The organism is Ruegeria sp. AN6, from assembly GCF_056540425.1.
Map to the genome: position 1 here is coordinate 195640 of NZ_JBQFWR010000005.1, position 13204 is coordinate 208843.

Genomic DNA, 13204 nt, shown 5'->3' on the forward strand with positions numbered 1-13204 from the left:
TCAGTGCTCCAATATCTGGTTCAGGAACAGGCGACAGCGTTCGCTGGATGGGTTGGTAAAGAACTGTTCTGGAGGTGAAATTTCCACGATCTGCCCGGCCTCCATGAAGACCATCGTATCAGCGACCTTACGGGCAAACCCCATCTCATGGGTGACAACAACCATGGTCATACCGGTATCGGCAAGTTCCACCATCACATCCAGCACTTCATTAATCATCTCTGGATCAAGTGCAGAGGTCGGCTCATCAAACAGCATGATCCGGGTTTCCATGCACAAGGACCGCGCGATGGCAACGCGCTGTTGTTGCCCACCCGACAATTGCGCCGGATACTTGTCGGCCTGCTCGGGAATGTGAACACGATCAAGATAATTGCGTGCGGTTTCCTCGGCCTGAGCTTTGGAAATCTTTCGCACCTTCATCGGCCCGATCATCAGGTTTTCAAGCACGGTCAAATGCGGAAACAGATTAAACTGCTGAAACACCATTCCGACTTCTTGCCGCAACTCACGTATTTCTTTTGCGTCTTTGTAAACTTCGATGCCATCAATCACGAGACGTCCAGAGTTATGCCATTCCAACCCGTTGAAACAACGGATCAGCGTGGATTTTCCCGACCCAGACGGGCCGCAGATCACAACCTTTTCACCCTGATGAACAGTCAGATCGATATTCTTGAGCGCATGGAAAGTGCCATAATACTTATCAAGATTGGTCACTTCTATCATGGGGGAGGGCTGAGTCATGCCGAACCTGTCGATATCCGGGTCAGACGCAATAGCTGACCTTTGAGGTTGCGAGTATAGCCCGTCAACAAACCAGGCGCATTTCGACTTTGCGCGCATTTGATCAACTGCGATCCGTCGTCATGCCTGTTGGCACAAGACATCGGCAGCTTTGAATTTGGCAAAGCGGAGCAATCTGGCAAAGCTTCAGAATCCTCAAATCTGTTGCGCGCTAATCAATATGGTTGCTTAATGTGCAATATTCGTCAATAAAAAAACTCAACGGGCGCTCTGTCGCCGCCTCGAAATACGAAAATAAACTATAGAAGGACGAATGAATGTCTGCCTGGATTCGGATGATATCTGACGAAGATGCCGACGAACATTTGAAGAATACCCTTGATTTAGCGCGTACACCGCATGGGACAGTGGACAACGTGATGCGTGTCCATTCGCTACGTCCCAACACCATGAAAGGGCACGTCATTTTGTATCGCGCCTGCCTTCATGATGACGCCAATTCAGTGCCTATGTGGTTTCAGGAAGTCATAAGCTCCTACGTTTCCACGCTGAACACGTGCCCTTACTCCTATGCCAACCACTGGGCAAACGCCCGTCATCTGATCGGTGACGACGCACGCGCCGACTCAATTGAGGCGGCGCTTACGGCGCATCGCCCTCAGGATGCGTTCGAGGGCGCCCATCTGGCCGCGTTGAGCTATGCTGAGAAGCTGACGCTGTCGCCGGGCACCATGGAAGAATCGGATGTAGACGCCTTGAAAGATGCTGGCTGGGAAGACGGTGAGATCCTCGAAATCAATCAAATCGTGGGATATTTCAATTATGCCAATCGGTTACTGAATGGTCTGGGTGTCACAACAAAAGGAGACGTCGTAGGCTACTACGGCGAAGATTGACGGGACGTTTCATGCAAGTTGACACGCCGGGAAGACAGATTGACCGTGCCATTGGCGCCTCTCTGAGGGAGCTGCGTCAAAGCAGGAAGCAATCCGCCCGCCGGCTTGCCGAACAATCGGGTATTTCGGCTGCGATGGTCAGCCGTATCGAAAATGGGCTGGTTTCACCTTCGATTGACACTCTTGCGGCATTGGCGGAAGCACTAGAAGTCCCCATCGTTTCACTGTTTCGCGAAGCAAGAACTGATCACACCGACTATACCCTCGTGCGCCATGGCGAAGGGTTGAAGTCCACTCGCTTGGCCGGTGGACATTCGCATGAATATGTCAACCTTGCATTGCACTCTCGGAAAGACCTGCGATTCCAGGCCCGTCGCGTAACGCTGTTACGGGATGAGGGACAACCGCCCACCTATGTCGGGCACGGCGTTGTGTTTGTTCAGGTCCTCGAAGGGCAGGCAGTCTATCGCTATGGCGAAGCAAGGTTCACGCTTTCAGCCGGGGATAGTATTAGTGTTGATGCGGAATTGAACCACGGCTTTGAAGAGGTTCTGACACCCGAGTTCGTCTTCCTCACCGTTCAAGCCGAGCGCCCTTAGGGGCTTACTGAGATGGCTGCCCCAACCGAGATTGATCTGACACGCGGGCCGATCTCAGCCCATTTTCGAACCTTAGCCATCCCAGCGGCAATTGGGATGCTGTTCAACACGCTCTACAACGTCGTAGATATGTTCTTTGCCGGGCTCCTCTCAACCAGTGCGCAAGCAGGCCTGGCATTGGGTTTTCAGGCATTCTTCATCGCAATCTCAGTCGGAGTTGGATTGGGCGCAGCAATGAGCGCGCTCGTCGGTAATGCCTTGGGTGCCGGTGATAATCGCGCGGCACGGCGGTTTGCAGCTCAAGGGATGATCTACGGTTTTATCGCAGCCGGAGTTTTGGCATTGGCAGGGCTCTGGTACGGCCCGGCACTTATTCAATTGGTTTCGGAACCGGGACCATATCGCGAAGCGGGATTACGCTATTTCTACTGGCTATTACTGGCCCTGCCCGGGTTCCTTTTGGCCTTTGGATGCAACGGAATTCTTCAAGCACATGGGGACGCGGTTTCGATGCAGCGCGCTCTTATCGTTGCGTTTTTTTCCAATATTGGCCTCAATCCGCTGTTGATCTTTGGTATCCCTGGCGTGATCCCCGGCATCGGGTTCGATGGCCTTGCCATTTCTACGGTAATCAGCCAAACCGGTGTGATGGTGTTCATGATCCGCCAGGTGCTCAGACGCCGAAGAATGAGGCGCATGCGGGCAAGAAATTTCATTCCGCGCCTGCAAAAGTTCAAGGAAATCTCAGTTCAAGTCCTTCCAACGGCCACATCGTTCATCGTGATGCTTCTATCAGGTTTCGTCGTGCAGTTCGCGTTGAAAATCTTCGGCGAGCACGCGATTGCGGGCTTCGGTGTCGCTATTAGGTTGGAGCAGATTCTACTATTGCCTGTGCTCGGGGTCACTGGTGCGCTGCTTCCCATCGCATCTCAGAATTTCGGGGCACGGGACTATGAAAGGGTGCGCGAAGCCCTGTTTTATTGCTGGAAAGTCGGGCTAGTCATGACCGCTATTGCGGCCCCTATCCTATGGATATTTGGCCGGTCTCTGCTGGGTCTCTTTACTGATGATCCCGAAGTTATTCGCGTGGGGCTCAGCTATCTACGTGTCGATAGTCTGATCCTTCCATTCTATATGATGCTGTTTTCAATCAACTCGCTGCTGCAGGCGCTAAAACGCCCAATCTGGACAGTATGGATCAGCCTTTATCGTCAGGGATTTGGCGTCGCCTTTTTTGTCTGGATTTTTATTGGTGTTCTCGGCTTCAACGAAATTGGTGTCTGGTTTGGAACCGCCTGTGCAGTGATCACCGGGTGGATGATCGTGCTACTGGTGGCATCTTACGTCGCCCATAAGGAATTGGGCGGACTCTGGCTTAGTTTTAGAACCGATCCGGGCTGAAGGCCTGTATATCGATGCTCGGTACCCTGCCAGCGATTACATCTGCAACAAGTCGCGCCGTCGTCGCTCCCAATGTCAGACCCAGCTGCCCGTGGCCCGTAGCAAAAGTGACATTGGTCAGACGCCTGCTGCGGCCAATGATCGGGCGTGTATCAGGCGTAAAAGGGCGACGACCCATGCGGCGCTCAAATTTCTCAGTCCTCAACCCCGGCAATACACGCTGCGCACGTTTGACCAGTACATCGGCCCGGTTCCAATCGGGCTGCGCATTCAAGTCCGCAAACTCTGCGGTGCCTGCCACGGCCAGCGCATCCTCATAAGGCGTGATGCCAAACCCGCCCTTTGCGTAAAACACCGTGTGGCGCAGATCGATTCCACTGTCGTGCAAAGCAGTAGAGTATCCCATGACACCCTCCATGCGCAGTGAAATATTCAACTTCTTAGCCAAAACACGCGAATGCGTGCCTGCAGCAACTACAAATTCATCCGCGCTCAGCGTGCGACCGTCGCCGGTATGCACGCTTTGAATATGTTGATCATCACGAGTAAAGTCGATCACTGCATTCGAGACAATCTCCCCGCCCCGTTGGGTAAAGCTCTGCATCAGAATTTCGACCAACAGTTTTGGATCCGTCACAAAGCTCCAATCCCGTAACAACGCTGCATATTTGAAATCGGGCGCAATAGCGGGGTCCATCTCATGTGCTTCATGGCCTGATACCTGGTCGATGGTGCACCCGAACTCACGCGCGAGATCAAAGGCAGCGCGCATGGTCGCAAGGTCATTGTCATCATCAAACAGCTTGATCACTGGTCGCTCGACCAAAAGCTCTGGGTGACCAACATCCGCGAGCTGCGCTTTGAAATCATCAGTGGCAGCAAAGGTGAGACCTGCCAGATCGGCGGTAATCGCCCGCATCTTCGAACGCCGCGCATTGGCTGTGAACCGCACAAACCAAGGCATCAGCTTCAATGCCGAGGCTGGCCTCAAAGAAAGCGGGGCCTCGGAATCCAGCAACCAACCCGGCACTTTCATCAGCATCCCCGGCTGCGACAAAGGTACGATCTCGCCAACCGCGATACAGCCGCAGGATGCCCAGCTTGCCCCCTCACCCACCGGTCCGGGTTCAACGACCGTAACAGAGTGCCCCTGCGACTGCAGTGTTAAAGCACAGGAAAATCCGACAACACCGCCACCGATTACAACGACCCGAGACATTCGTGCGGCCTCTACTGAAGTGCGCGCAGTTGCGCCATCAATTCGGCAGTGACACGAACTCCATCCGCTTCGGCAGCGGCGCGATTCTTCAACCTTCCATCACCGGGGACGCGTGCATCGCCATTACCTTCAATCTCGGCGCAAATGCGCTGGACATAATCTCCGAACGCTTCGTTGCCAAACCGCGCCGGATCAATTGCAATCAGCGTGTTGCCGCCTTTGATATTTAACGCCCCGTGCGCTTCGCGCTTGGCGTTATCGACGGACAAGGTTCCGCCAGCCAGTGCTGCACCGAGGACCTCGATCAGGAATGCAATCGCTGCTCCCTTGTGTTCACCAAATGGCAACAAACTGCGGGTTTCCAGTATGGCGTTGGGGTCACGTGTCGGCTGTCCCTCTGGATCAAGCCCTGCAGGACGTGGTAAATCATGCCCTTCCGCAGCTGCCATGCGAATATCCATAAGTGCCACCATGGACGATGCCTGATCCCAGACGACCGGCTCGCCCCCAGGTCGAGGGCAGGCAAAAGACATCGGATTGGTGCCAAAAACCGGGCGAACGCCCCCTTGTGGCACCACCATGGAAAGCGAGTTCACGACACCTAGCGCGACCAGTCCAGCCTCAGCTAACGGACCGGTATCGAACCGTAACGCCCCCAGATGGTGGCAATTGGCACAACTGAATGCCGCAATCCCGTTCTCGCGCGCCATCTCAATAAGCTCGTTCCGCGCTTTGGCGGCCACGATCTGGTAATAACCATTGTCGCCATCCCCTCGCAAAACACCCGGAGCGATACGTTCAACACTCGGGTTGGCGGCGGGGTTGGCGTAGCCCGAAGCAAAGCTCTGCGCATAAACAGGCAACATTCGTAACCCATGACTACGCGGTCCATCGCGTTCGCTCATCCGCACAAGATCGGCCAGAACCGCGCTGCCATGTTCATCCATGCCCGCAGCCACAAGAACAGATCTGGCCAACTCCGTTACCTCGTCGAGTGAGAGCGTTGTCGTCGAGTCATCGGTCATGTGCGCGATCCTGTCGTTGGGTTATGAACCGGGCACGTTAGCGCCCGCTTTCCAGATTAATCAAGCGCTGTATTCCAACCGCTTTTTGGCGACGAACTCATCCAACGCACCACGCTGATCATCCGGCATTGGCGGCCGCACATAGGTGTTTAGCATACGCTGCGCCTCTTCCGTACCAACGACTTCGGCGGTTTTCGAGCCCTCAGCTTCCCACTGTTCAAAACTGTCATTGTTTTGCAAGTGGTTCATGTGCATGGGGTTCTCACGCGTGTGGTCGGTGCCTAGGAAATGTCCGCCGGGTCCGATATTTTCGATATCGCCCAGCAAAGCGTCCAGATTTTCCTCTTGCAGGCCGCTGAAGAAACGGTGGAAGTTTTCCAACTGCAATGCGTCCTGCACCCATTTCGAATAGCTGACCCCAAGCGCGCCCTCAAGAAAGCCCGCGGAGTGTACGATGTAGTTTGCACCGCCCAGCAGTACCGGCCACATGGTGTTTGCGGTGTCGAACGCAGCCTGCATATCCGGGGATTTCGATCCGGTCCACATGGTGCAGGTTCGCCACGGCACACCGTAGAACCGCGCCATCTGACCCACCAAAAGGTTCATCAAGCCGGGCTCCGGGGACCCCATCATCGGTGCGCCTGTCTTCATCGAAACGCCCATGATCGCGACGCCCAATACCATAGGTGCTCCGCGCCGAATGATCTGGCTGTAAGCCATTCCCGCCAGCGATTCGGCGATCAGCAGCGCGACACCTCCCTGCGGGCTGGCAGGTGTGCTTGCCCCGGTAAGGACAAAGGGCGACAGCAGGCAGGGCTGGTTGGCAGCGGCATAGACGCGCAAGCTTTGCAACATGGTCTCATCCCAGACGAGCGGTGTGTTGCAGTTCAGTAGGGCCGCCATTACCACATTGTTGTCGACAAATTCCTCACCAAACACGATGCGAGTCATCTCAACCGAATCCAGTGCCGCCTGTTCCGACAGCACCGAACCTTTGATCGGTTTGTCCGTCAAGGTCAGTGCGGCATGAACCAACTCTAGATGGCGTTGCGGGACGGGCACATCCTGCGGCTCAACCGGCAAAATACCCGGCACCATCATCGACTGGCTCATTTGGCTGAGCTTGAAGAAATTATGTGCATCCTCCAACATCGAAGGGCGGCGCACGCCATCCAGACCGTAGACAAACGGCGCGCCATAAGCGTTGGCAAAGACCGAATGCTGATTGCCCACCCGAAGCGAGCGTTCCGGGTTGCGCGCGGCATAGCCCCACTCTGGGGGAACGGCCGAGATCAGGTCCATCAGCATCTCGCGCCCGATACGCACCCGTTCACCCTGCACATCCGCACCGTACTTCTTCCAGTCGGCTAAGGCGACGGGGTCACGGAATTCAATGCCTGTTGTCTCAAGGATTGTCATTGCGGCGTTGTGAATCTTCTCAACGCCTTCGGGGCCAAGCAGATCAATTGGTCCCACCTTGCGGTTGAGCGTCGACAGGTAGACGGGGGGCGGGTTGGTGCGAGCCTTGACCCGCGCGGCACGTCCGCCGCCACGGCCCGAGCGTGCTTTGACTTCTGCCATCTCAATTCCTCCGGATCAGGCGCGCGCGCGGGCGCTGGTGGGATCAACGGCGCAGGTATCGATCACTTCGGCCTCGCGCATTTCATTGTGGATAAGCACCTGCATTTTGGTGCCGGGTGCCGTCATGTCCTGTGGCACCAGTGCCATCGCAATGTCGTGGTTGCAGTAATACGAGAACCCGCCCGAGGTGACCCGCCCGATCAACTTACCATCGGCATAGACGCCTTCGTCGAACATCACCGAGGTATCGCAGAACGGCAGCTTCAGTGTGACCAGCGTGTTGTATCCGCCATCGGCCTGCTGCTTCTGCAGCGCGGCTTTGCCGATGAAGTCACGTTCGGCCACCTGCCCGCCGATCTTTTCTGTCATCGCCACGAAACGGCGCAGATCGGCCTCATAGGGTGTCAGGTCCTTGCAAATCTCGCGATTGATGGCGCGATAGGATTTCTCAAGTCGCATCGATTCCAGCGCCTCAAGACCGAAGGGTTTCACGCCGGTCTTCAGCAGCAGATCAACGAGGTGGCGATTATACCCAACCGGGTGATGCAGTTCCCATCCAAGCTCTCCGGTATACGAGACACGCAGCAGGTGCACACCTTTGGCATAGCCCACCTCACCCATCTGCGCCGAGAGCCACGGGAAGGCTTCATTTGACAGATCATTGTCCGTCAGCGGCTGTAAGATTTCGCGTGCCTTGGGCCCGGCTAGCGCGATCACGCCCAGCTGCTCTGAGATATCCTCGACCACGACAGACCCGTCGCGCGGCAGCGCGCGCTGTAGTTGGTCCCAGTTATAGGCCCGCCAGTTCGGTGTTGAGATCAGGTAGAAATCGTCGTCGGCATAGCGCACGATGGTGTATTCCGCATCCATGCCGCCCTTGTCGTTCAGCATCAGCGACAGCGTCATGCGGCCCACTTTTGGCAGTTTGTTGGCCATGATGCTGTCTAACCACTGTGCAGCCCCCGGTCCGCGAACGGTGAATTTGGTCATCGGAGACATTTCGATGAAACCAGCTTCTTCACGTGTAGTTCGCACCTCTTCCTGAACCCGCTCCATATGATTGGTGCGACGGAAGCTGTGTTCGGGGATCGCTTCTTCGGGTGATTTGGCGAACCAGCGCGGGAATTCGTAGCCATTGAAGCTGGTCCAGACTGCTCCTTGTGCGGTCAGCAGATCATATGACCCGACGGTCTTCATAGGACGCGCATCGGGGAAGTCCTCGCCCGGCACATGCGCATCCATATGGGTGCCCCATGTCTCGCGCACCTTATCCATGGTCCAGCGCTTGGAGGCATAATCTGAGAACCTGCGCGGATCGAGTTCCGACATATCCATGCCCGGATCGCCATCGACGATCCACTTGGCCAGACGGTTGCCAACCGTCCCGCCCCACAGAATGCCACCGGGCATGCCTTCGGCCAGCCAGAGGTTTTCATGTCCCGGCGCCGGACCGGCCAAAGGCAGCTCGTCCGGTGTCATCTGAAATGGACCGCGGGTGTTGGCTTTGATCCCGACCTCGCCCAATGTGGGCACCCTTTCAATCGCGCGTTCCCACTGAGTTTCCACGGCGTCGAAATCCTCGGGCAGTAGATCAGCACCAAATTCCGGTGGCACGCGGTCTTCGGCAAATAGCTTGAGGTCTTTGGTGAATTCATAGGGCCCGAACTGGATGCCGCCCACATCTTCGCGCAGATAAGCGCCGTAATCTTCATCCCGCAGGATCGGGAATTCTGGCAGGCCCTCCGCCCGGCGCTCTTTCAGCAGCGGTACGGTCTCGGTGGTCCAATACTGGTGAACGATCGGAATACAGGGCAGATCCAACCCCACGCGGCGTGCGTTTTCGCGGGCATAGTTGCCAGTCGCGAAGATCAGATGCTCACATGTGATCTCACCCTGGTTGGTGGTCACTTTCCAATGGCCGTTATCCAGCTTTTCATAGGCCTGAGCCTCGGTGTTCTGGTAAACCTTGGCACCAGCATCGCGTGCCAGCTTGGCCAGAGCCATGGTGATATCGGCCGGATTCACGTACCCGTCTTCGGTGTGCAGGATACCACCCCGAATGTCCGGGCTCTGGTTTAGCAACGGATGGACTTCGGTAATCTCTTCAGGGGTCAGTAGCTTGCAAGGTACGCCAGCCGCCTCGGCAATCGAGATATAAGACTGGAACTCGTCCCAGCGCTTTTCAGTATTGGCGACCCGCAGTTGACCAACCTTCCGCAACCCGACCGAGCTGCCCATCTTTTCTTCAACCTCAGTATAGATGCGGATGGTTTCCATCGTCATCTTCGACACATTATGCGACCGCACGAAGGTCACCAACAGACCCGCTGCATGCCAAGTCGAGCCGGAGGTTAGTGTTGTACGTTCCAGCATGACCGCATCTGTGCAGCCATGTTCTGTCAGCCCGTAAAGGATCGACGCCCCTACGCAACCTCCTCCGACAACCACGACTTTTGCATGTGACTGCATTCCGCAACTCCTTCAAACTGTGCACGACCAACAAGGGATCGCATTGCAAACCGGTTGGGGAGCATTTTCATCGGGAACCGTTGGCCGACAATTGCAAAAAGATTCACTCTGAGTTAGATGAAATAAGCCTATAGCCAGACGATCTCCTTTAATTTATCAGGCAATAGATCCATCACAGGTCAAAACATCTTGCCCAACCGTCCCTACGATCTACCACCTCTTAGTTCGCTGATCAGCTTCGAAGCAGCCGCCCGGCATGTCAGCTTCAAGACGGCGGCTGAAGAACTCAACGTCACCCCGGCCGCGATCAGCCATCAGGTCAAAGCGCTCGAGAACGAACTGCAATGCGGGTTGTTTGTGCGCCATCATCGCGGTGTTGAACTGACTGAAAGTGGGGCATACCTACTTGTCTCACTGCAACGCAGCCTAGAAGGGATCAGCGAGGCCCTTGGGCAATTGCGGCGCCAATACGACAAAAAAGGAGTGACGATCCGCTCGACAACTGCGGTAAGCTCACTCTGGCTCACGCCACGCCTTGCCCAATTCTGGAAACAACACGGACATGTTTCCGTTACACAGGTTGTAACAGATCTGGGCGTCGACTCTTCGAAGTGTGATTTGAGCATCCATTACGGAGATTCCAGCCGTGAAACAGGTATTTTCAAGACTCTGTTTCATGACAACATCATGGCCTTGTGCAGCCCCCGGTTTGCAGAACAAAACCCGATTGAGCGGGTCGACGAAATCGCGGGGCTTCCACTCATTCATCTCGATGCCCCGGATACCGGATGGACTGACTGGCGCGCGTGGACACAAAAACTGGGGTATGAGGGCCCTTTGAACTCCGCCCATCGCGTCAACAATTACACGATTGCGCTTCAGGCCGCTCAAGATGATATGGGGGCGGTTTTGGGATGGGAGGGCTTGACCTCGGAGCTAATCGCATCCGGCAAACTCGTTAAGATGTTGCCGCAGACCATTTCATCACAACTGGATTTTTACGTTAAACTGCACAACACCTCATCCGACCGCGCAAAGCTCGTATTCAAATGGTTGGGTGAGGCGATTTAAGAACACCGCGATCCGAGCGATGCCCTGATTGTTTTGAGCTATCACGTATCGTTGTCGGTCACCCTAACCTTATATTGGCAGCAGCAAAAACCCTATTGTCACTTATCGGTCATTCTTCACCGGACAAACAACCAATGCTCTTATTCAATGGTTTAGGCGCGACCGTCAGAGTAAACAAACTCACTTGAACATTCCCCCCTAAAAGGCATATTCCGTCGCAAAGAGTTGCATCCCGGTGAAATGTTCCGGACACCAATATCGGTACTGCGCCTATACGCTGAGCAATGGTTAAGTGTGTGGTTCCAACCGGAAGCGCACCGCTGGCGGGAAAAAGAAGGAATTTGATTAATGCGTATTGCTATGATTGGTACCGGATATGTCGGCCTGGTGTCCGGAGTTTGCTTTTCAGATTTCGGGCACGACGTTGTTTGCGTCGATAAATCTGAGCGCAAGATCGAAATGCTTCAGGCCGGTGAGGTGCCGATTTATGAACCAGGCCTCGATGTACTTATGGCCAAGAATGTGGCTGCGGGTCGTCTGACATTCACCACTGACTTAGCGTCAGCGGTCGATGGAGCAGACGCTGTGTTCATCGCAGTCGGAACGCCAACTCGACGCGGCGATGGACATGCTGACCTGACTTATGTGATGGCTGCCGCCGAAGAGATCGCGCAAGCTATAACTGAATATACGGTCGTAGTCACCAAATCGACCGTCCCGGTTGGTACCAATCGCAAGGTTCATGCAGTCGTATCAGCTGCCAATCCCAAGGCGAGTTTCGATGTAGCTTCGAACCCAGAATTCTTGCGCGAAGGTGCAGCAATCGATGATTTTATGCGCCCTGACCGTGTTGTTGTAGGCGTCGAAAGCGAACGCGCGGCAGAGGTTATGGCGGAAATATATCGCCCACTCTATCTGCGGGATTTCCCGATCCTGACCACCGATCTGGAAAGTGCCGAGATGATCAAATACGCCGCAAACGCATTTCTGGCGACAAAAATCACCTTCATCAACGAAATTGCGGGGCTGTGTGAACGTGCCGGTGGCGATGTTAAGGAGGTCGCACGTGGCATCGGTCTTGATGGACGGATTGGCAACAAATTCCTGCACGCCGGACCCGGCTATGGTGGCTCTTGTTTCCCGAAAGATACCGCTGCACTTGCACGGATCGGGCAGGATCACGCGCATCCAATGCAGATCACCGAAACCGTCATCCGCGTCAATGACGAGGTCAAGAAGCGGATGATCGAAAAGATCCGGGAAGCCTGCGACGACAACTTCAACGGCAAAACGGTTGCGGTGCTGGGTGTGACCTTCAAACCCAACACTGACGACATGCGCGATGCACCGTCTCTGACGATCGTTCCGGCCCTAATTGGTGGCGGTGCCCGTGTGCGCGTGGTTGATCCGCAAGGTCGTGCCGAAGGCGAGGCGCTGCTGCCGGGTGTCGAATGGTTGGATGATCCTTATGCTGCGGCCGCAGAAGCTGATGTTGTTGTTTTGCTGACAGAGTGGAACGAATTCCGTGCCTTGAATCTGAATGACCTGGCAGAAACTATGAAATCGGCCCGCATGGTTGATCTGCGCAACATCTACTCTTCCGCGTTGGTGTTAGGCTCAGGGTTTGAGACCTATGTCGGCGTCGGAGTTGGCGATCACACACAGATGTGACCAGCCACGAGATGTAATTTTATACCTAACAATGAAAATTGCCCGGCATTTAGCCGGGCAATTTTTTATAACACCCTAGCGACGGCGTCGTTTATTCGCCAGGCCGATGAAGATCGACACGCAAGTCAGCGCCAGAACAATCGCGAACGGAAAGCCCGTTGCAATGGCCGCCTGAGGTCACAGAGCCATTCCCCAGAGAGCCTGCCTAAGAAATCAGAGCGATGAGCATCGGCACAAAAGAGGATATTTGAAATCCACCTGGCTCAATTGGAGGCCATTCAAGTTTGTTGAAAGCTGGGTTATTCAGGGCCAATCCACCAGGTCGGTGTCAGCAGCGCAGTGATCTATCTAAACGGGCTGTCAGAAAATCACGAACGCATCGATTGGTCCAACGATCAAGCCAGCAACAACCCCTAATAATCGGCTCCAAAATTGTCCGACTTAAATTTCCGATTTGCTTCTTCACTCGAAGTACCGCGCACATCAGGCATGCGTTGAAATCTGGTCGCTATATGGGCGACATTT

10 protein-coding genes are annotated in these 13204 nt (G+C 55.0%); 5 read left to right on the plus strand and 5 right to left on the minus strand.

Going from position 1 to position 13204, the window contains the following annotated elements:
* Positions 1–747, minus strand: coding sequence for an amino acid ABC transporter ATP-binding protein (locus ACR0MQ_RS10770; protein WP_311201795.1), 747 nt, complete (start codon positions 745–747; stop codon positions 1–3).
* A 317-nt stretch (positions 748–1064) separates the two neighbouring features.
* On the opposite strand from ACR0MQ_RS10770, the gene ACR0MQ_RS10775 reads away from it, so the two are divergent.
* From ACR0MQ_RS10775 to ACR0MQ_RS10785, 3 genes are read left to right on the plus strand one after another with little or no spacing between them, the layout of a single operon-like run.
* The gene (locus tag ACR0MQ_RS10775) at positions 1065–1643 is read left to right on the plus strand and encodes a peroxidase-related enzyme (protein WP_170774393.1); all 579 of its coding nucleotides are present in this window, start codon (positions 1065–1067) and stop codon (positions 1641–1643) included.
* Positions 1644–1654: 11 nt separating this feature from the next.
* Entirely contained in the window at positions 1655–2242 is a 588-nt protein-coding gene (locus tag ACR0MQ_RS10780) for a helix-turn-helix domain-containing protein (protein WP_010441577.1), read from the plus strand.
* Between the two features lie 12 nt (positions 2243–2254).
* Positions 2255–3643: an MATE family efflux transporter gene (locus ACR0MQ_RS10785; protein WP_480608051.1), complete on the plus strand. Its 1389-nt coding sequence runs from the start codon at positions 2255–2257 to the stop codon at positions 3641–3643.
* On the opposite strand, the gene ACR0MQ_RS10790 is transcribed toward ACR0MQ_RS10785, so the two are convergent.
* The 4 genes from ACR0MQ_RS10790 to ACR0MQ_RS10805 are packed head-to-tail and all read right to left on the minus strand — an operon-like array spanning position 3624 to position 9937.
* Positions 3624–4862, minus strand: coding sequence for an NAD(P)/FAD-dependent oxidoreductase (locus tag ACR0MQ_RS10790; RefSeq protein WP_170774397.1), 1239 nt, complete (start codon positions 4860–4862; stop codon positions 3624–3626). The two genes, ACR0MQ_RS10785 and ACR0MQ_RS10790, sit on opposite strands and share 20 nt — an antisense overlap.
* A gap of 11 nt (positions 4863–4873) precedes the next feature.
* Entirely contained in the window at positions 4874–5887 is a 1014-nt protein-coding gene (locus tag ACR0MQ_RS10795) for an Ldh family oxidoreductase (RefSeq protein ID WP_170774399.1), read from the minus strand.
* Positions 5888–5947: 60 nt separating this feature from the next.
* The gene (locus ACR0MQ_RS10800; RefSeq protein ID WP_480608054.1) at positions 5948–7468 is read right to left on the minus strand and encodes a trimethylamine methyltransferase family protein; all 1521 of its coding nucleotides are present in this window, start codon (positions 7466–7468) and stop codon (positions 5948–5950) included.
* A gap of 15 nt (positions 7469–7483) precedes the next feature.
* Positions 7484–9937, minus strand: coding sequence for a GcvT family protein (locus ACR0MQ_RS10805; RefSeq protein WP_480608057.1), 2454 nt, complete (start codon positions 9935–9937; stop codon positions 7484–7486).
* 189 nt (positions 9938–10126) lie between these two features.
* Between ACR0MQ_RS10805 and ACR0MQ_RS10810 the strand changes: the two genes are divergently transcribed.
* Together ACR0MQ_RS10810 and ACR0MQ_RS10815 are read left to right on the plus strand one after the other, a co-directional pair.
* A complete protein-coding gene (locus ACR0MQ_RS10810; RefSeq protein WP_170774403.1) occupies positions 10127–11008 on the plus strand; it encodes a LysR substrate-binding domain-containing protein in 882 nt (293 codons plus the stop codon).
* 348 nt (positions 11009–11356) lie between these two features.
* Positions 11357–12679, plus strand: coding sequence for a UDP-glucose dehydrogenase family protein (locus ACR0MQ_RS10815; RefSeq protein ID WP_170774405.1), 1323 nt, complete (start codon positions 11357–11359; stop codon positions 12677–12679).
* Positions 12680–13204 lie beyond the last annotated feature (525 nt).